At 63.0% G+C, this 19581-nt stretch carries 11 protein-coding genes; 3 read left to right on the plus strand and 8 right to left on the minus strand.

From position 1 onward, the window contains the following. Positions 1-33: 33 nt before the first annotated feature. The 4 genes from IB272_RS13845 to IB272_RS13860 form a co-directional block, all read right to left on the minus strand. Positions 34-1476, minus strand: coding sequence for a TRAP transporter large permease (locus IB272_RS13845; protein WP_060581410.1), 1443 nt, complete (start codon positions 1474-1476; stop codon positions 34-36). Next, entirely contained in the window at positions 1473-1985 is a 513-nt protein-coding gene (locus tag IB272_RS13850) for a TRAP transporter small permease (protein WP_162253370.1), read from the minus strand. Before IB272_RS13850 ends, IB272_RS13845 begins: the two co-directional genes overlap by 4 nt. 78 nt (positions 1986-2063) lie before the next feature. Then, entirely contained in the window at positions 2064-3119 is a 1056-nt protein-coding gene (locus tag IB272_RS13855) for a TRAP transporter substrate-binding protein (RefSeq protein ID WP_060530500.1), read from the minus strand. A 299-nt stretch (positions 3120-3418) separates the two neighbouring features. Next, entirely contained in the window at positions 3419-9121 is a 5703-nt protein-coding gene (locus IB272_RS13860; protein ID WP_192444470.1) for an alpha/beta fold hydrolase, read from the minus strand. A 346-nt stretch (positions 9122-9467) separates the two neighbouring features. On the opposite strand from IB272_RS13860, the gene IB272_RS13865 reads away from it, so the two are divergent. Further along, the gene (locus IB272_RS13865) at positions 9468-13481 is read left to right on the plus strand and encodes an adenylate/guanylate cyclase domain-containing protein (protein ID WP_192444471.1); all 4014 of its coding nucleotides are present in this window, start codon (positions 9468-9470) and stop codon (positions 13479-13481) included. A gap of 8 nt (positions 13482-13489) precedes the next feature. Here the strand turns inward: IB272_RS13865 and IB272_RS13870 are convergent, their stop codons facing one another. The 4 genes from IB272_RS13870 to IB272_RS13885 form a co-directional block, all read right to left on the minus strand. Next, a complete protein-coding gene (locus IB272_RS13870; RefSeq protein ID WP_060530503.1) occupies positions 13490-13990 on the minus strand; it encodes an NUDIX hydrolase in 501 nt (166 codons plus the stop codon). 205 nt (positions 13991-14195) lie between these two features. After that, positions 14196-15149 (minus strand): substrate-binding domain-containing protein, encoded by a 954-nt coding sequence (locus IB272_RS13875; RefSeq protein ID WP_034798145.1) that lies wholly within the window; start codon positions 15147-15149, stop codon positions 14196-14198. 63 nt (positions 15150-15212) lie between these two features. Further along, complete coding sequence (locus IB272_RS13880) at positions 15213-16223, minus strand: ABC transporter permease (RefSeq protein ID WP_034798144.1); 1011 nt, start codon at positions 16221-16223, stop codon at positions 15213-15215. 70 nt (positions 16224-16293) lie between these two features. Beyond that, on the minus strand, positions 16294-17820 hold the full coding sequence (locus tag IB272_RS13885) for a sugar ABC transporter ATP-binding protein (RefSeq protein WP_034798142.1): 1527 nt from the start codon (positions 17818-17820) through the stop codon (positions 16294-16296). 162 nt (positions 17821-17982) lie between these two features. Here IB272_RS13885 and IB272_RS13890 point away from each other — a divergent pair, with 162 nt between their 5' ends. Together IB272_RS13890 and IB272_RS13895 are read left to right on the plus strand one after the other, a co-directional pair. Continuing rightward, on the plus strand, positions 17983-19005 hold the full coding sequence (locus IB272_RS13890; protein WP_060530505.1) for a LacI family DNA-binding transcriptional regulator: 1023 nt from the start codon (positions 17983-17985) through the stop codon (positions 19003-19005). 116 nt (positions 19006-19121) lie between these two features. Continuing rightward, complete coding sequence (locus IB272_RS13895) at positions 19122-19421, plus strand: PRC-barrel domain-containing protein (protein WP_034798138.1); 300 nt, start codon at positions 19122-19124, stop codon at positions 19419-19421. Positions 19422-19581: the final 160 nt, after the last annotated feature.

Consider the following 19581-nt stretch of genomic DNA (forward strand, 5'->3'; position numbering starts at 1 on the left):
CAAGGCGGAGGGTGTGCTCCTGTCTGCTTCCTCTCAATTCAACAGCCGGACCAGTGCCAAAGCGACGCCGGGCGACAGCGTGATGATCGCCAATCGGATGAGGTCGGCAATGACGAAGGGCATGACGCCACGATAGGTCTCAACGATCGGAACGTCGGTCGCCAGCTTGTTGATGATGAAGACGTTGAGGCCGATCGGCGGGGCGGAAAGACCGATGCCGACGACGATGAGCACGAGAATGCCGAACCAGATGGCAACGTCCTCGGTCGGCATGCCCAAGTCCAGCGTCAGGATGATCGGAATGAAGACCGGCAATGTCAGCAGGATCATCGCCAGTTCATCCATGACGGCGCCGAGCACCAAATAGGTGACGAGCATGCCGCAGATGACGACATAGGGCGGCAGGCCCGACTGTCCGACCATTGAGGCCAGCGTCGCCGGCATCTGCGTTAGCGCCAGAAACGCGCCAAAGACCTCGGCGCCGAGCAGGATCAGGAAGATCATCCCGCTCGTTTCAGCCGTCTGCAGCAGCGCGTTTTTCAGGGCGCCAAGGCTCAGGGTCCGTTGCAGCAGCCCCACCAGCAGCGTTACGGCGGCACCCACCGCGGCACCTTCCGTCGGTGTGAACACTTCGCCATAGATGCCGCCGACCACCGTGACGGCAACCGCCGCCGCGGGCACGATCGCAAAGTCCGCAGCCAGCAGCAGCAGGCCGAATATCGCCAGCAATACGCCCCCTACCGTCCCGAGCGAGCCGAGCAGCCAGCCGATCGCGCCACCGGCAAAGATGATCAGCCCTACGGGCCTCGCCCAGAAAGGACGGGGGGTTCGAACCGCCTCGGTCGCTGTGACCGGCGGCGCGAGATCGGGTTTGCGCCGGACGACGACGGCGATCGCGATCAGATAGAAGGCGGCCGCCAGCAGCCCCGGCACCAGGGCGGCCTGAAACAGCTTGGCGATGTTCTGCTCGGCGGTGATCGCATAGATCACCAGGATGACGGATGGGGGAATGAGGATGCCGAGCGTGCCACCAGCGGCAATCGTCCCGGTGCCAAGACCGACATCGACGCGCGCCCGGCGCAGTTCCGGCAGGGCCGCACGCCCGAAGGTCGCCGTGGTTGCGACCGACGAGCCGCAGATCGCGCCGAATCCGGTGCAGGCGGCGATGACCGCCATTGGCATTCCGCCCTTGAACCGTCCGAAGCCTCGCTCGGCGACGCGAAAGAGCGTTGCGGCGATGCCCGATTGCTCGGCAAGCGCGCCCATCAGGATGAAGAGCGGTATGACCGAAAGCGTGTAGCTGGCAAACTGGCTGTAGGTGTTGGTCTGCAGATAGTAGACCAGCGCATGCGGGCCAGAGAGATAGGCATAACCGGCAGCGCCCACCGCAAGCATGGCAAGGGCGATCGGCATCCGGATGGCGATCAAGAGCAGCATGGCTGCGAATCCGACGAAGGCAATGGCAAAACCACTCATCGGCCGCCTCCGATTTTCAAGAGGGAAACGGAAACTCCGATGACGGCTGCGAGCGCCGCCAGCGCCGCACAGGTCAGATAGACTGGCCAGATCGGCCAGGGCAGCTGGATCAGCGTCGTCCCGTATCCCCTCGCCTCCAGGCCACCGGTAAACAGACCCCAGGCAAAAAACGCCAGGCAGCCGGCCAAAAGCAGGTCCCAAAGGCCGTCGATGACCCGCGTGACGCGTGCGGGGAGAGCCAACGTGAAGGTATCGACGGCAATATGGCCGTTGCGGGCCTGTGTGTATGCGAGAAAGGAGAAGGCGGCGACGCCGACCGCCACCTCCACTAGCTCGTAGTCGGCCGGCACCGGCCGATTGAACAGCCATCGGCCCAGCACGCTGACGGTGACCAATCCCGCCGCAAGGCAAAGAAGCGTGCCGCCGATCAGTGCCAAACCGGCCGCGAGGCGTTCGACTTCCCTGCGGCGCGGCACTCTCACCGCGTCCTCGTATCCTACGTCTTCCATTGTTGAGGCCTCGAGCTGTTGGTTCATGCAGCGGCGCGTTCAGGCGCCACGTTCAGGCGAGTACGGCCGGCAGTGCGCTCAGGCGCCCGAATATTTCTGCACAAGCGCCTGCGCCGTGGCGATCAGCGCCTTGCCGTCGAGGTCCTTGGCCTTCATGTCCTCGATCCACTTGTCGTGGACGGGTCTGGTTGCCTCCACCCACTTCGCCTTTTCGTCCTCGCTGATCGTGCTGATTGTTCCTTCTCCGGATGTCTCGATTGCCGCGCGCACTTCGGCACCGACGCTGTCCCACATCTCGCCGGCCTTCTTGGCGAAGGCCATGCCGCTGTTGGCGTCCAGCACGGCCTTGAGGTCGGCCGGCAACCCGTCATACTTGCCCTTGTTCATCGCCAGGAAGAAGGTTGCGGTATAGAGCGTCGGCGAGCCCGGGATTTCGGTATGGAACTTGGTGAGCTCGTTCACCTTGATCGAGGGAACCACTTCCCAAGGGAGCACGCAGCCGTCGATCGACCGCTGGGCCAGTGCTTCGGGCACCTGCGGAATGGGCATGCCGACCGGCGTCGCCCCCAGTGCCGCCAGCGCCTCACCGGCAAGGCGCGTCGGATTGCGAAGCTTCAGCCCGGCGAGGTCCGCTCCGGTCTTCACTTCCTTATTGGTGTGGATCAGGCCCTGATCATGCGCCCAGAAGCACAAGAGCTGGGTATCGCCAGTTTCCTTCAGTACGTGCGTCTGGCCATATTCCTGGCAGGCTTGCGCGTTGACGGTCGCCTCCTTGGCGGCGACGAATGGCAGTTCGAACACTTCCGTGGACGGGAAACGTCCGGGCGTGTTGCCGGGCAAGGTCCAGACGATATCGACGACGCCGTTCGACGCCTGATCGTAGAGCTGCGGCGGCTTTCCGCCGAGTTGCATGGCCGGGAAGATGTCGACCTTCAGCGCACCGCCGCTTTGTTCTGCCAGCAATTTCGCCCATGGCGTCAACAGCCGCTGATGAACGTTGGATGCCGGCGGCAGGAAATGGTGCAGCTTCAGCGTGACTGTTTCCTGGGCGCGCGCCGCACCGATTTTCAGAACGAAGGGCGCTGCAAGCAGAGCGCCGCCGGTCTTCATCAAATTCCGTCTGCTCAGTTTCATAGGTTCCTCCCTGTCGACCCCACATTCACGCGCGGCGAACATCGCATGCACGCACCTGATCCTTCACGGCCCATGAAGGTTATCCGGCGGGCAGATCTCCCCGGTCGCTTGAAACTTTCCTTTGCTCCTCATCGGAAAGCTTCAATCCATTAACATGTTAAGTTTATTTTGAACCGACTGTCAAGCGACGGCATCGGGCGACAAAACGGCATGGGGGATCACCCGGACACGTCCTCGTGAACGGGCCCGCTCGAGCCTTCCCGTAAGGATTTGAACCAGTAACGCGCCAGGAGATGGGATCAGAGCGTGAGCGTCTGCACAGTCCCCGCATATTCGCAGTCGAGCTTCCAATCGGCGCCATCCTGCCGGACGTGGAGAAAAGTCGCACCGTCGCCGGGAGCCGGCCGGGTCGCGTCGACGATGCAGTGATAGCGCTTGGCCTTGTAGTCGAACTCGAACGTCTCCTGCTCGACGATATCCTGGTCGATCCCGTTTGCAAAAGGATAAGGCGCATACATTGCCGCGGTGTGGATCGAATGCACGGTCGTGATCGGCGTACCGTCCATTTCCGTCAGAAGCGCCGTTGCAATGCAGCCCCGGTGTTCATCACCGGAGAGGAGCACGACATGCTTGATCTTTCCGGCGGCGATGGCGCCGAGAACATCACGCAGACTGTTCGGATAGCCATCCCAGCCATCGGAACGCAGCGCACTCAGGTTGTCCGGGCTGAGGCTGGCATCGCGCTGGATCGCCCGGCGATGACGCGGGAGAAACATCGATGGCGACGCTATGAACTTCGGGCCATTTTTTAAAAGCCACGTCTCCAGGTCGCTCATCGTCTCGCCGACGCCCGTCTTGAACAGGGTCGCATTGGCAAGCCCGGCGCCGATCTTGCGGTGCGTCCTTTCGCTGCGCGTGTCGAGCAGGAAGAAATGGAAGCCCTCGTAGTCGAACGTCTTCAGCTTGGGATCCACTCCACGCTGGTATTTCTCGAAGGCCGCGAAACCCTCCTTCTTCAGCTTGGCATTCGTATCGATATCGTTCGGAGAGGCGAGCGGCTCCCAGTTGTCGTCGATCTCATGGTCGTCGAGCAGCATGAACGATGGTATGCGGCGCAGGACCTCGCGCACGCTGCGTTCCTGCAACCAAGCTTCGTAAGGGAGGCGATACCTGTCATCGCTCGCGGCCGGATCGTAGAGCCCTGCGGTCGGATCCACATAGACCTGATCGCCGACGAGGAGCGCGAACTTCGGCTGGATACCCACCCCCGCCCCTATTCTGTCAGCGACCTCGGCATAGGAGCGATAGGCAACCTTCCTGTCGATGAACCCGGCCGGGTACTGGCACGAAGCCAGGATGAAGCTGGTGCCGGCGGGCGAAGGCTGAACAGGAGGAGCGAGCGGGGAATCGTAGGGTATAACGCCGTCCATCATTGCCCGGTCCTGCTCGACCAGATTTTCCAGAACCGACGCTCCCATAAGGAAGTTGAGGTTCATCGAGGAACTTGCAGGCGTCGCCGTCTGCGGAGCGGCGCCGACCGTCAGGTTGGTCGTCGGGGTCGTGTCCTTGTAGACGAGGCGGTTCGGCGAAAATTTCACAGCCTTGCCCGGATTGATGTCGGGCTGCGGCGCATCCATCATCCGCGAGGCGGCCTGCGAGATCCGCTCGAAACGCTGATAGGGAAGTATCTCCAGCACCCTCTCCGGGTTCTCGTTCGACTCGCGAAGCAGCGCCCGATAGACGACGCCATTCTTGGCGAGCGCGTAGTATGTCTCCTCAATGAACGGCGGCAGAAGCTTGTCTTCCGCGTAGGCAAGCAAGACGAGCAACGCGTTTCCCGGGAAGTTCGGATCATACCCCGGCATCGATGTCGGGAGCGGCGCCTTGAACGCATCCCAGTGGTTGTCGCGCAACGCCGGGGACCAGTAGACCATCATGTGGCTGACGATGTAAGGCAGATCCCAGGGCTGGCCATCCGGGCGCTGGATGTCGTCGCCGTTTACCAGCACGCGCAGCATGATCACGCCCTCGGTCTGGCGGATCGACGGCAGCGTGCCAAGGCGAATGGTCAGCTCGCCGTTCTCCTCGGTAATGATCGGCCCGATCCAGGGCGGGTAGGCCGTCATCTCGGTGTCTGCGGCCACAGGCTGGCGTTGGATGTTCTGGTCGAGGAAAGCTTCGATCTTCTGCAAGGTCGCATGCCGGGTCGTCCCGATAAGGGCGTCCTGGTGACCGGCGCCAGGGTTGAGATAGGGTTCCAGGTAGACACGACCTGCATCGTCGAAGACGCGGCGCATGCGGTCGACGGTGGCAGGATCCGTGAGACCGTTGCCCGATCCATGGACGCTGAAGGTGGGGAACTTCCACTTATCCTGCAGGACTTCTCGTGACACCAGTCGGTTTTGCCCCCGGAAGTCGGTGAGCATGGCATTACGGACGAAATGCACCGTCGTGGAGACCGTATTGAGGCTGAGCGCGCCGAAATGCTCGTTGATGAAGCGCAGCATTTCAGGCTCCATGTTGGCGACGTTGAAGTCGCGTCCGTAGAGCGCGTCCATCCGGTGCCGGGTTCTTGTCCACGGCGTCCGCTTCCATGGCCAGATCGGATTTTCCACGTCGAACTCCTCGACCGGGTAAGGAAGCGTCGAAAGCACGCGGTCCCAAAGGTCATCGGCGAGCGTCGGCTTATCCGGATTGAAGCTGTAGCTGTCGGGCAGGAAGCCGAGAAGGTAACGCACCGCATAGGCGCGGAAGATGTTGGCAGGCGTAAAGACCACCAGCGGACCGACCTGCGTGAAGGCCACCCGGTCGACGAGGTCCTGGATCTTACCCTCCAGTGTGGCGATGCTGAAAACCATCGTGCCCATGCAATGGGCGATGACGTCGAGTTTCGGCACACCGGTCTGTGTGGCGATCGTCCGCAACACCAAGGGCACGTCTTCCTTGCCGATTTCGTCGAAGCTCCAGGCCGCACTTGCGGTCGGGTGCGCCGGGCTGGTTCTCAGGTCGGCGATCCAGACATCACGCCCCGTCTTCCAGAAATGGCTGGCGAAGTTGGGATTGACGGCGTGGTGGGCAAAGGTCGTCCCGCCGGCGCTGTATCCGTGGATCATCACCAGCGGCCGCTTCGTCGTGCCCGGATAGGGATAGCGGGTTAGCAGTACTTTCCCGACAACCGGCGGGCCGCCGAGTTGAGGCTTGCTCGTTCCGACGACGAGCGTCTGTCGTTGCGCCGCGACCGTGCCGCCGCCCTTGATCTTCAACTGCGCCGGCGGGCGGAAATCCACCGCGTCGTTTGCCGGGTCCTTGTCTTTATCGGGTGCACGGAAACTCCAGATATGCATTCCCAAAAGCAGCCGGAGAAAATACCCGAGGAAAGTCAGGAGCGCTCCGATCGCGGCGACGCCGTCGCGCTGTTCCGTGATGCGCACGAGCGGCACGCCAATACGGGCGAGATAGTCGAGGTCGAGCGTCAGCACGCGCCCGCCGGACGCTGCCTCCAACCCCGGAAATTGCTCCAGCGCGACTTCCATGAGCTGACGCCAGGGATTGGAACGCCGATCATAGGTGAAGCGCTTGGTGCCGACGATACGATCGCCCGCAAGCGAGATGCCACCGGTGATCGGGTCCGGCGCGCCGACCTTCAGATCATAGACGAAGGCGCGGATCTCGCCGGACCGGCTGGCGATGGCAAGACCTGAGCGGACGCGCTCAAAGAAGCCGGGCCCACCGTCGCCGTCGACGATCGCCTGATAGCTGTCGCGCAGGCCTCGGTTGAGCACCCATGCCTTGCCGGCACGCCAGATCCTGCCGCCGACCCACGTCGACTGGCGCTCGAGGACCCGCAGGCTGCCGGTCAGGGGCGCCGTAAAGACGGCGATCGCCTGGAGCTTCTGCTCCATCAGACCGGCGGGCGCCCATGTCTGATGGAGATTGTCCCACTGATCCGCCGGAAAAATTCGGATCATGCTACGGGCCAACGGCACGGAGGCGTCGGTCGCGACCTCAAGGGTTCCATCGCCACCATTGCTTGGCGCCAAATCGGCCAGCGCCTTCGGCTCGAAACGCAGTGTGAGCTCGACAACTCTCGTTTCAGAGGCCGTCCCGGGCGCTGAAAACCTGACCCGGCCGGCAAGGCGCTCGATGATCTCGGCATCGGTATCAGGGGCAGATGCAGCGGCATCGGTTTCACGAAACACCGGGCGGGCCAAAGCTAGGCCGGGCGCAGCAGGGGCTGGGGCGACATAATTCCAGGCGGCCGCGAGTGTCTCCGAGGCGCGCAGGGCCACTGCCGCTATGGTGAGCGCCGGATTGGTGCCAAGCGCCGTCGGGATAATCGAGCCGTCGAGGACCACGAGGCCATTATGGAAGTCGTTCGGGAGCTCCGATTTGAAAACACGCCCCAAATGATCGACGACGCCCGTCGCGCCGGTGTTGCCCATCACGCAGCCACCGAGCGGATGCACGGTCGTGAGCGGACCGCGCTTGTTTTGCAGCAGCCAGTTCAGGCTGGCCGGCAGGAGCTTCCAGACGGGATTGGCGATGACGCGCCCGCCCGTATTCTTCGCCAGCCGTGCCAGCGCCTCAACCTCGGTGTCGAAGACCGGCAGGGACGGCAGATCGTCCCAGCGCATCCGCGCAGCGCCATCATCGCTGTCGGAAGCCGTTTCATCCAGTTCCATACGACCGGCGGCGCCGTCATCGGCCATGACGGCATAGACGGCGGAATGTTCGATCCTGGCGGTCGGCGCCACATAGGCGTCATCGTCCGGGAAGCCCCGCGTATGCGTCGACCAGTCGAACCGGTCGAGCCCGTGAAGCGTGTTGAGCGTTGCAAAGATCTCGGTGAAGGCGAGGCGCAGGCCAGCTGGAACGGAGAGTTCCTCGATCAGAACACCTGCCGTTTTTCGAAGATCGAGCACGCCGGTGATCGTGGGACCGATCGCACGCTTGGAGGGCTGCACGGCCTCGTCCGAGACGGTATTGACCGGATTTGACGTGGCATAATCGGTCACCAGCATGTCGCCATTGGTCGAGCAATGGTTGCCAAAATGCACCGAGAGGCTGAGGCCTTTGGCCTGTGAGCGCTTCAGGATTTCGAACGAGCCGAGCGTGCCCGCCGCCAGCACGACCTTGCCTGCGCGCACCTGCAGCACGTCGCCGTCGCGTGCGCGCAGGGCCGCGTCGGTGTAGACGCAATCGACGATCCAGTTGCCGCCGTCCGGCTTGACGCTGAGCACGGTCGCGCCGCTGAAGATCTCTGCCTCGTTGCGCAGCGCCGTCACGAGCAGGTTGACGTCGAGCGAGTTCTTTGCGCCGAAATTACAGCCCGTCGCGCAGTCGCCGCAGCGCACGCATTTATTGAGCCTGACATTTCCCGAGCTCACCGTGTCGGTCATCGCGACCGTAATCGCTGCCTCGCGAAAACCCGTCGACGCGATGCTGCGGAAGGACTTGTGTTTCTGGGGAATGCCGTCAGGATGTTTCGAGATGCTGTTCGGGACGCCGTTTGCGGTGCCGCCCAGAAGCTCGCCCGCACGATCATAATACTGCCGCCAGGTCGTCAGGTCCTTGAGGTCGTCGGGCCAGCGCGTGTGAAACACGCTCTCGTCGGGAACTTCCATGACGCCGGCATTGATCAGCGAACCGCCGCCGACACCGTTTGCGACCACCGTGACGACCTCCGGGCCGATCCGCACGTCGACCAGCCCTTCCTTGTTGCGATCGCGGCGGATATGGCGAGGCAGTTCGGCAAGACCTGTTGGAAACGCGCCCGGCAGATACTCCTTGCCCCGCTCGAGCACCCCGACCTTGATCGGAGCGCCTCCCTTCGTGCGGCCGGCCATGGTGGCGGCAGTGATTGCGCCGCCATAGCCACTGCCGACGACCAGAACATCAAAGTGGAGCGCCGCCGGCGTCTTCCGAACCCGGTCGACCAGCCTTTCGAAACCCTGGGAAATCCACGCGGCGTGCGAGGTGTTGTCGAAGTCAATGCTGGCCATGGTCGCCTCCGGGACGCCGGTCTCGGGCACGGTGCGGGTATCCGTAGCTCCAATCGGACATAACGCTCTCCATAAGATGCGTCTGACGCCTGAACTCGGTGTGCGAGCCGCGATGGCTCATGTCTTTCGGTGACCCCCAACAGGGGGCATCGACATCCGGGAAGAATGCAAAAATCCGAAACCTGCGCGGTTTCTGCCAAAGCCGATCGAACGAAGTCGGCCAGCCCTCTTAGCGATTGCTAAATAATATGCGAGAGTCAGCAAATCGGCGAGGGATAAATGCACTTCTGCGCGAAGATGGCCCCTGTTTCGCGCATTTCGTGATCAATCACCGCGCGAAGGAAACATGGAGACGATCGCAAAATCGCTCGAAGGGTTTTTGCCGCTGAACTTGCTTGGCCGGCTTTACGGCTCTCACGGAGAGCGGCCGTCGGCGGTAGAGTTTCCGGCCGCCGTGATCTTTGTCGACGTCTCGCGCTATACGGCCCTCGTCGAGCAACTGGCGCGGCGCGGCAAGGAAGGGCTGGTGCAGATCCCGAAGCTGCTCGGTATTTCCTACGCGCGCTGCGCCGACCATGTCTGCGACCGGGGCGGCGAAGTCCTCCTCTTTGCGGGTGACTCGCTTCTGGCCTATTGGCCCGCCGACGAAACGGGTCTGGCGCGCGCGGTCAAGAGTGCGGCCGAGTGCGCCGAAGCGATCTGCAAGGAGAGCCGCGAGCAGCGAAATCCGGGTGCAGGCGAAATCGGACCTACCCTACATATCGGCATCGGCGCCGGGCGGCTCTGGGCGGCCGCCATCGGCGGCCAGCCGGTCTGGAACCTTGTGGCTGGGGGCGATGCCGTCGTTCAGGCCGCAAGTGCGCAGACACTTGCCCATCGCTGGGAAGTCGTTCTGTCACCAGAGGCGGCAAATGCCCTGACCGATGGCGAGGCAAATGCGCGCGCGCCCGTCGCCGCTCCAGCGCATCCGCACATCGCGCACGAATGGCTCGTCGCATTCCTGCCGATGCAGCTTCAAGAGTTGCTTGGCCCCTCGCCGACGATTATGGGCATCGAGCCCGCATCCCCCAACGCCTTAGCCGAAGGCAATGTCCATCGCGATGCACGGCTGGACACGCTTGCGGAGATCAGACCAGTGTCCGTCATTTTCGTCCGGATAGTCGGTCTGCAACACCAAGATGCCCAAGCGCTCGTCCGACACCAGAACCTCTGCGCAACGCTTCAGGCGATTTCGCACCGCTACGGCGGCCCTCCGGGCGAACTCCTCTTCGACGACAAGGGGCTCGTTTATCTCTGCGCTTTCGGGACACGCGGGACGTTTCACCGCGACGACCCGGCCCGCGCCGTGGATGCCGCCCGCGCCATCGGTCGCCATATCACGGAGATGGGGCTTGCCGTCTCGGTCGGCGTGGCGACGGGCGAGGCCCTGTTTCGAGTCGTCGGCAGCACGCGCCGCCGACAGCTGATGGTTCTCGGCACGCCGGTCAATCGCGCCGCGCGCCTCGTCACGACCGTCTCCAATGATGTGCTGTGCGATGCGCCGACCGAAAGGGCAAGCCGGGCGTCCTTCGATTTCGAGCAACGCGGAACCGTCCAGCTGGCGGGACTTGGCGACGTGGCGCCGGTCTTTCGTCCTCTTGAGCCGAAGTCGCGGGCCCTGTCTGCGGCAACGCTGATTGGCCGAGAGCGGGAACTCGCTTTCCTGCAGCATGCTTTCGAGGAGACGCGCGGCGGTTCGAGCCGTCTTGTCGTCATCCTGGGCGAACCCGGCATCGGCAAGAGCAGGCTGGCTGCCACCTTTACCGACAATCTTCACGCCGCGGGAGTGGCGATTGCCGTGACGCTCGCCGAACGGGACGACCGGCGAAGCTCGCTTCTGGCCTGGCGACGCGTTCTTGAAACGCTTTTGGGATTGCCCGCCGAAAGCGATGGCCTCGTCCTGCTCGAAAGCATTACCGCGCGCATCCGCACGGCGCCGTGGATCGCAGACCGCCTGCCCCTTCTTAACGACCTGCTGGCGATCGAGATTGAGCAGAACGAGGGAACGCGCCACCTGGAAGGTGCCCACCGCGCCGATGCGACCATGCGCCTCCTCGGCGATATCCTCGGCGTCTTGGCGCCACGGCCGTTCGCCCTCGTACTCGAAGACAGCCAGTGGCTGGATTCCGCCTCCTGGCGGCTGGTCGAATGGGTGCTCGGTTCTGTGCCTTCGCTGCTGCTCGTGCTCTGCGTGCGCTCCGAAGAGGTGCCCGAGGATCTGAAGCAATTGCGACGACGGGTCGAGGCGGCAGGCGAAGCCGGGACCGAGACAGAGGAGCCGGCACGGCGCTACCGCATCCTCGAACTCGAAGAGCTCGACGACGGCACTGTTTGCGAACTCGTTTCGCGCACTCTTGGCGAGGTTCCGCCACAACAGGAACTCGCGCGCAGGGTCGCCGCCCTTGCCGGAGGCAATCCCTTCTTTGCCGAGGAGATCGCGCTGACGCTGAAGAGCGAAGGCTTGATCGCCGTGCGCGATGGCCTCTGGCGCTCGATCCGCCCCCTTGAGGACCTCCAGTATTTCGAGGGAGTCGAGCGCGTCATCCGAGAGCGAGTGGATCGCCTCGATTCGACATCGCAGGACGTGATCAAAGCCGCGGCCGTCATCGGACGCTCGTTCACCTTTGCCGAGCTGGAGGCATTGCTGAAAGAAGAGCTGAATGCGGAAGGGCTCGGCTCCGCCGTCGAAAGGCTGGTCGATGCCCATCTGGTGCGCCGGCTCGGCCAAGCCGGAAGCTACGAATTCCGTCACGACCAGACGCGCGATGTGGTCTACGGATCGATGCCGGGCGACCTGCGCAGCCGCCTCCACGCATCGCTCGCCCACTGGCTGGAGCGCAGCCGCATTGAAGCAATGGGTGGAGATCTGGCGGTTCTCGTTCAGCATTTCGAGGCGGCGGACAACAAGGAGAAGGTCGTGAAATACGCGGACCTGGCGGCCGCGAGGGCTTTGCAGGTCGGCGCCTTCCGCGAGGTCGAGTTCTTTCTCGGCATTTGCATGGCGCACGAGCCGAAGCCGCAGGACTGGACGCCCGAACAGCGACTGCAGGCGGTTCGCTGGCGGCGCAAACTTGCCGAAGCGCACTACAGTCGCGGCGACATTCACGCGCAGGGCATTGCCGTCAGGAATGCGCTGAAAGCGGCCGGCCAACCGGTTCCCGTCTCTTCGTCTGCGACGCTGGTACGGCTTGCCGCGCGCAGCTTGCGGCTTGCGGCGCAGCAGATGCTGCCGGAAACAGCGAAGCTTGCCCGCCGCGAGGACCGGCTGTCCTGGGAGAGGGAAATGGCGCGGTGCCTGAACCAGGCAGCGCTGGTTGACTACTTCGAGCTGCGCTTCACCCGTGGAATGTGCAATCTCGTTGGCGCGGTGGCGCGCGCCGAACGGACCGGACGGACGATCGAAATGGCCGTCGCCGCCTCGCAGCTCGGCTGCGGCTTCGGGATGATGGGCTGGCGCTCCGGGTGCCGCTATTTCATGGAAAGGGCGGAGCGGATCGCGACCGAGCTTTCAGACACCGCGATCCATGCGCATGTCTGCAATCTCGACGCGCTCTGGCAGCTCGGGCGCGGAGAATGGGCGGGGGTGGACGCAAGGCTGGAACAGGGCCAGCAGTTCTGCCTTCGAGCCGGCGACCAATTGCGGTGGTGCAATGCCCAGGGCATGCGCTTCTGGTCGCTCTATTACCGTGGCGAGCAGGCCGCGCTCGAACCAACGGCGACCGCCCTGCTCTCGCGCGCGCAGAATGCCGGCAATATCCAGCAGGAAATCTGGGCGTTGCGGTGCAAGGCGTTGTGCGTGCTTCACACGGATCAGCCGCGCGAGGCCGTCGACATTCTCCGGCTGATCGGCTCAGCGATGCTCGGGTCGGTCGATCTGGCCGCGCAGATCTCGGCGAAGGGTGCGCTGGCGCTGGCGCTCGCGCGCACGGGGCGGCATGCGGAGAGTGTCCAGGCGGCCGCCGAAACCTTGCAACTGGTCAAATTGATGCGCCGGCCTTCGTCCCACAGCACTTTGGTCGGCATCTCCGGCGCCGCCGAGGTTTTCCTGCGGGGCCGCGAGGCCGGCCTCGCACACGCTTACGACGAATGGCCGCGCTGGGAGGCCCAAGCGCTACGCGAACTCAAACGTTATGCCCGAGCCTTTCCGATCGGCGTGCCTCAACTCGCGCTGTGGTCGGGCGTATCGCTCTGGCTGGAGGGCAAGGAGGCCGGCGCAATGTCGGTGTGGAAGGATGGCATGGCGGCCGCGCAACAGCTCAGTCTTCGGCGCGACGAGGCCATGATCGCCGCCGAGCTGCGTCGCAGGCGGGACCGGCTTTAGGGACGTGACTAATCGGCGCAACTCGCGAGACTATCGTTTCCAAGCCCGCCCAGCCGTTCGGTGAGAAGCGTTTTAAGGCCAGGCTGCCCGACAAGCGACGCCGCGAGGGATGCCGGCACCCAGCGCATCGCGCGCGCGCCCTTTTCCGGAAAGTCGGGCGCCATGGACACAACGGCGATCAGGTGAACCTGGACGTGATAGACGGCGGTCTTGCCGACCTTGCTGTAGGTGTAGCCGCCGATTTCGTCGTTTAACGCCGTTCCGATAACACCGGCCTCTTCGAACGCTTCCCGGACGGCAGCGCCAGGGGTGTCTTCACCATACTCCAGGTGCCCCTTGGGAATGCCCCAGAGCCCGGTGGTGCGGCCGCAAATGAGCAGCACCTCGAACCGGTCCCCGCCGCTTTCCTTGCGAATGCAGATCGCACCAGCCTGGTCGACGACGACCGGCTCTGCGTCGGAAGCGGCTATCGCGTCAGATGACAGACGTGACACAGCGGGTGTTTGCATCATCGCTCTCATGTTGAACTGACTGGAAGCCAAGGGAAGGTCAGGCGGCTATGTGACGGTTTTATGACGATTCATAGTGAGATTCAACAGCATGCTAATGCAATTGAAAGGCCGGCAAGATGGCCGGCCGCGGGGCAGTATTCTCAGCCTCGCCGAGCCTGATGACGGCCCACAAATCGCGGGCCGTCATCACATCAAAGCTTAATCAGAACGGCGAATCCGGGAAGTAGAAGTCCTTCGCATTGTCCTTGGTCACGAGCGTTGCATCGATCGTGTAGACGCCGCGCACCGGAACCTGGCCGTAGAAGTTGGCGACGGTCATTTCGAGCGCCGTGCCGACCATTGCCGGAGGATAGAGCACGTCGACCGGGATCATCTTGTCGCCGTCCATGACCTTCTTGATCATTTCCTTCGAGCCTGCGCCGGCGACGACATACTGGATGTCGGTGCGCTTGGCCTGCTCGATCGCCTGCAGCACGCCGACGGCCATGTCGTCGTCCTGGCACCAGACAACATCGATCTTCGGGTACTTGGTCAGGTAGTCCTGCATGACCTTGAAGGCATCGTCGCGGTTCCAGTTGCCGTACTGGCGGTCGAGAACCTTGACCTTCGAGCCTTCGATGCCCTTGTCGAAGCCGTCCTGGCGCTGCTGGTCGATCGGGATCGGCAGGCCGCGGATGACGACGACTTCAGCTTCCGGCGTCGTTGCCTTGATGTACTCGCCAGCGACCTGGCCAAGCGCCGGATTGTTGCCGGCAACGTAGAGGTCACGCACCGAGTTGTCGTTGACACTCGGGGCACGGTCGACGAGAGCGACGAAGGTCCCCTTGCCCTTCACTTCCTTGATGGCGTTGACCAGTGGATCCGGATCGGTTGGCAGGATGACGAGCGCGTCGATGCCTTGCGTCTCAAGATCCTGCACGGCGTTGGCCTGGCTTGCCGGATCGGGTGAGGTCTTGACGATGACGTTCAGGCCGGGATTACGCTCCATCAGGATCTTGGCGACCCGTTCGGCATGGAACACCACGCCGGCCGTCCAGCCATGGTCGGCCGCCGGGATCGAGACGCCGATGGTTACTTTCTTTTCCTCTTGCGCGTGAGACACGCCGGCAAAGGCGGTCATCGCGGCAAGGGTCAGGCCGAATAGCTTCTTGTGCATTAAGTTCCTCCCAAATTTCAGGTCAGCCTGTTCAAGGCCGGGAGACCTGTAGGCCCGGCCGTCTCACGACTTCCGCACCAGCGAACGCTGGACGAGCATCGCAATGATGATGATCGCGCCCTGGATGGCACCGATCAGATATTCGCTGATGAAGTTGGAGAGCAGCATGATGTTGCCGACCAACTCGAGGATGAACGCGCCGCAGATCGTGCCCCAGACGCGCCCTGCGCCGCCCTTCAGCGCCGTGCCGCCGACGACGACGGCGGTGATCGCCTGCAGCTCCCACAAAATGCCCGTCGTGGCCGAGGTCGAGCCGAGGCGCGGCACATAGAGGAGAACAGCGACCGCAACGCAGAGCCCTTGAATGACGAAGGCGATGGTGCGCACGCGATTGACGGAGATGCCCGAATAGCGGGCAACGTCGCGGTTGGAACCGACAGCAACGACGTGGCGACCGTAGCGCGTGCGGTAGAGGACAAAGGCAGCAACAGCAGTCACCGCAAGGATGACGACGATCGGAACCGGCACGCCGGCGATCGTGCCGAAATAGGCTGGCCGGTACATTTCCTGCAGCTCAGGCTCCTTGAGCGTGATCGCTCCGCCCTGCGAGAGCCAGGTCGTCAGCCCGCGATAGATGCCCATGGTGCCGAGTGTCGCGATGAAGGGCTCGATCTTGCCGACGGTGGTGATGAGGCCGTTGGTGAGGCCGCAAAGCGCACCGGCGACGATGGCAAAGAGGATTGCCGCCAGGAGCATGAGAACCGGATCGGCAATGACGCCGGAGTTCATGAACAGGATCATCAGGCTGGCGATGAACGCGACCATGGCGCCCACGGAGAGGTCGAGATCTCCGGACGAAATCACGAAGGTCGCGCCAACCGCGATGATCGCAATGAAGGCGCTTCGGGTGGCGACATTGGCGAGGTTGGTGATGCTGATGAAATTGGGATTGACCAGCGCGCCGACCAAGAGAAGCAACGCCAGCGCAACGAATGGCGCCACTGCCCTCAGATCAATGTCACGCCAGCTGCGGCGGCGGATGGCTTCCTGGCTGCCTTCCTGGTTCACGCTCATGTCCAATCGAACCTCCCCCATCTGTCGGGAATCTTGTTGTTGTTGCCGTCGGCCGCGCCGCTGATGCGGCTCAAGCCGCCGTCTTTTTCTTCAGGCCTGCGGCGTAACGCATGATCTCCTGTTCGGAGATCTCGTCGCCTTCGAGAATGCCGGCGATATGGCCTTCCCGCATGACCGCGACGCGACTGCAAAGGCCAATGATCTCCGGCATCTCGGAGGAGACGACGATGATCGAGCGGCCATCCCGGGCGAGCGCCGAAATGAAGTGATAGATCTGCTGCTTGGTGCCGACGTCGATGCCCCGCGTCGGCTCATCGATGATGATGATGCTGGGGTCGGTTTCCATGACCTTGGCGAGAAGCAGCTTCTGCTGATTGCCGCCGGACATGCGCCCGGCTACGATCCTGTCGTCCCGCACGCGAATGTCGAAGCGACGCCGCGCCTTGACCAGGGCCGCCTCTTCGCTGCCGGGATCGAGATAGCCGAGGCGGCTGTGGCGGCCGAGCGATTGCAGCGTCAGGTTCGCCATCATGCCGGCATTGAGCAGGAGCCCCTTGGCCTTGCGGTCCTTGGTCATATAGGCAAGGCCAGCCTTGTTGGCCGCATGCACGTCGCCGGATGGCACCGGCTCGCCACGCACCAGCACCTCGCCGGCCGTGCGCGCGCGCAAGCCGACGATCGCCTCCATCAGCTCCGTCCGGCCTGAGCCGATCATGCCGGAAAAGCCGAGGACTTCGCCGCGGCGCACCTCGAAGCTCGCGTCGCGGACATAGCCGGTCGATACCGCATCGACGCGCAGAACCACGTCTTCGTCGACATCCGGCTCGTTCTTTGCGGGATAAAGGCTCGACAGCTCGCGCCCGACCATCAGCTGGGCGATCGCCTCGCCGTCGAGAATGGAGGTCGGCGACGTCTTGATCCACTGGCCGTCGCGCAGCACCGTCACGCGGTCGGTCAGTTCCATCACCTCGTCGAGCTTGTGCGACACGAAGACGAAGCTCGTTCCCTTGTCGCGCAGCTTGCGCACCAGCCGGAACAGGAAGTTCGTCTCCTCGCGCGACAGCACAGCCGTCGGCTCGTCCATGAACACGACGCGCGCATCGCGGCTGATGGCCTTGGCGATCTCGACCATCTGCTTTTCGGCAATCGAGAGCGATCCGATCATCGCGCTCTCATCGACATGCGAACCGAGGAGATCGAGCACACGACGGGTCTCGGCGCGCATGAACTTGCGGTCGAGCACGCCGAAACGGGTTACCTCGCGGCCGAGAAACAGGCTCTCGGTAACGGTCAGATGTTCGGCAAGATTGAATTCCTGGTGGATGATGACGATGCCGAGCGCTTCCGCAGCGCCATTGGCCGGCAGCTTCGTCGACTTCCCGTCAAGCAGGATCTCGCCCGATGTCGGCTGCTCAAAGCCCGACAGGATCTTCACCAGCGTGGATTTTCCAGCCCCGTTCTCGCCCATGAGCGCATGGATTTCGCCCTGGCGAAGCTCGAAATCGACGCTGAACAGGACCTGCACGCCGCTGAACGATTTGCTGATGCGGCGCGCCGACAGCACGACGGGAGCCCCGTCGACATGCTCCGTGGTCATTATCCCCTCCCTGCGGCCTCCACCGCTATTTCAACGATGTAAACCTTTACACTCACCGATGTAAAGGTTTACATCGTGATTGCTCGACAATTTTTTTGGCTTCTTCGTTTGACCGTCGGGCGAACCTGTGTAACGTCCTCGCAGCAAATCCCGAGGCCAAGTGTGTCCAATTCCCAGCCCGCAACCATTGAAGACGTCGCACGGATCGCCGAAGTGTCGATCGCGACCGTATCGCGGGCCATTCACATGCCGGAAAAGGTAGCCAAATCGACGCGCCTCAAGGTCAACCAGGCGATCGCGATTACCGGCTACACGCCCAATGCGATGGCGCGCAGCCTGCGGCTCGGGCGGTCGAACATGATCCTCGTTGTCGCACCGGATATCGGTGATCCGAACTTTTCAAGCATTCTAGTGGGTCTCGAAAACGAAGCGCGCGCGCATGGTTACGGCGTCCTGATCGGTCATACGCAGAACGACGCCCAGCGTGGCCTGGAATATTTGAAGTTCTTCAATTCCAACCAGGCGGCGGGCATGATCCTGTTTACGGGCATCCTTCCCTTCGGCCATCAGACGCTAACGGCGCGGCTGCCGCCGACCGTCGGCGTCTTCGAGCCGGTCTTTAACGGCGGCATCCCCTATGTCGGGGTCGATGACGTCGAGGGAGCGCGCAAAGTCGTCGATCTCCTGATTTCCGAAGGGCACCGGCGCATCGCCTTTATCGGCGATTCCAACACCCGCCTTGCCTATGGCCGCCGGCGGCAGGGATATGAAGCGGGGCTTGCAGCGGCCGATATTGCCATCAATCGTCGTCTGATCATGGAAGGCGACGGCACCGTGGAAAGCGGCAGGCTGGCGCTCGAACAACTCTTCATGCGTGACGACCTGCCGACCGCCTTTATGTGCGTCAACGACCAGACCGCACTTGGCGTGACGCTTGGCCTGCGCGCCCGCGGCTACGACATCCCTGACGATTTTTCCGTCACCGGCTTCGATGATGTCCCGCAGGCGAGTTTCATGACGCCTTCGCTGACGACCATCCGCCAGCCTCGAACCGCCATCGGCAAACACGCGATGGCGCTGCTTTTGGAGTTGCTTTCAGACCGCGCGCCCTCCGAAACCGAAATCCTGCTGCGACCGGACCTCGTCATCCGCAACTCCGTTGGCCCCCCGCCGGCACGGCGATGACGCGACATTCGCAGCCCTTCTGGAAACTCCTGCCCGTGCTTGAACCTGTGACACGGTGATGGAACCGTTTGCTCTCAAGTCGGTTCTCCCACTGTGAAGTCAAAGGAGCAACGAAGATGGATCACACTGGTCACGTACGCCTTGCAGCCACGGAACTGACACCGGCGATTTTGGAAGGGGCAACGGTTTACGGAGCGGACGACGATAAGGTCGGCACGGTCGACCACGTCCACGGCGTCGGCACAGCGAGCACCGTCGTCATCGACGTCGGCGGGTTTCTGGGCATCGGCGCAAAACCCGTTGCCGTGCCGCTTGCCGATCTCGATTTCATGCGTGACGAAGACGGCGACGTCCACGCCGTGACGACGTGGACCAAGGATCAACTCAAGGAAATGCCCGAGCATTACGACTCGTAGCTTGTCCGACATAAAGGCCTGAGGCTTCCAGCACCCAGGCTCACATTAGGATTGCGGCGGCGGCCAAAACATATCCGGCCGCCGCATACGGCTGAACACCCCGTCTCGCTGCGCCATCACTCCTGGAGCGAATGCCAGCCATTCCCCATCACCCAAGGAC

Source organism: Ensifer sp. ENS08, assembly GCF_014852195.1.
GTDB lineage: Bacteria > Pseudomonadota > Alphaproteobacteria > Rhizobiales > Rhizobiaceae > Ensifer > Ensifer adhaerens.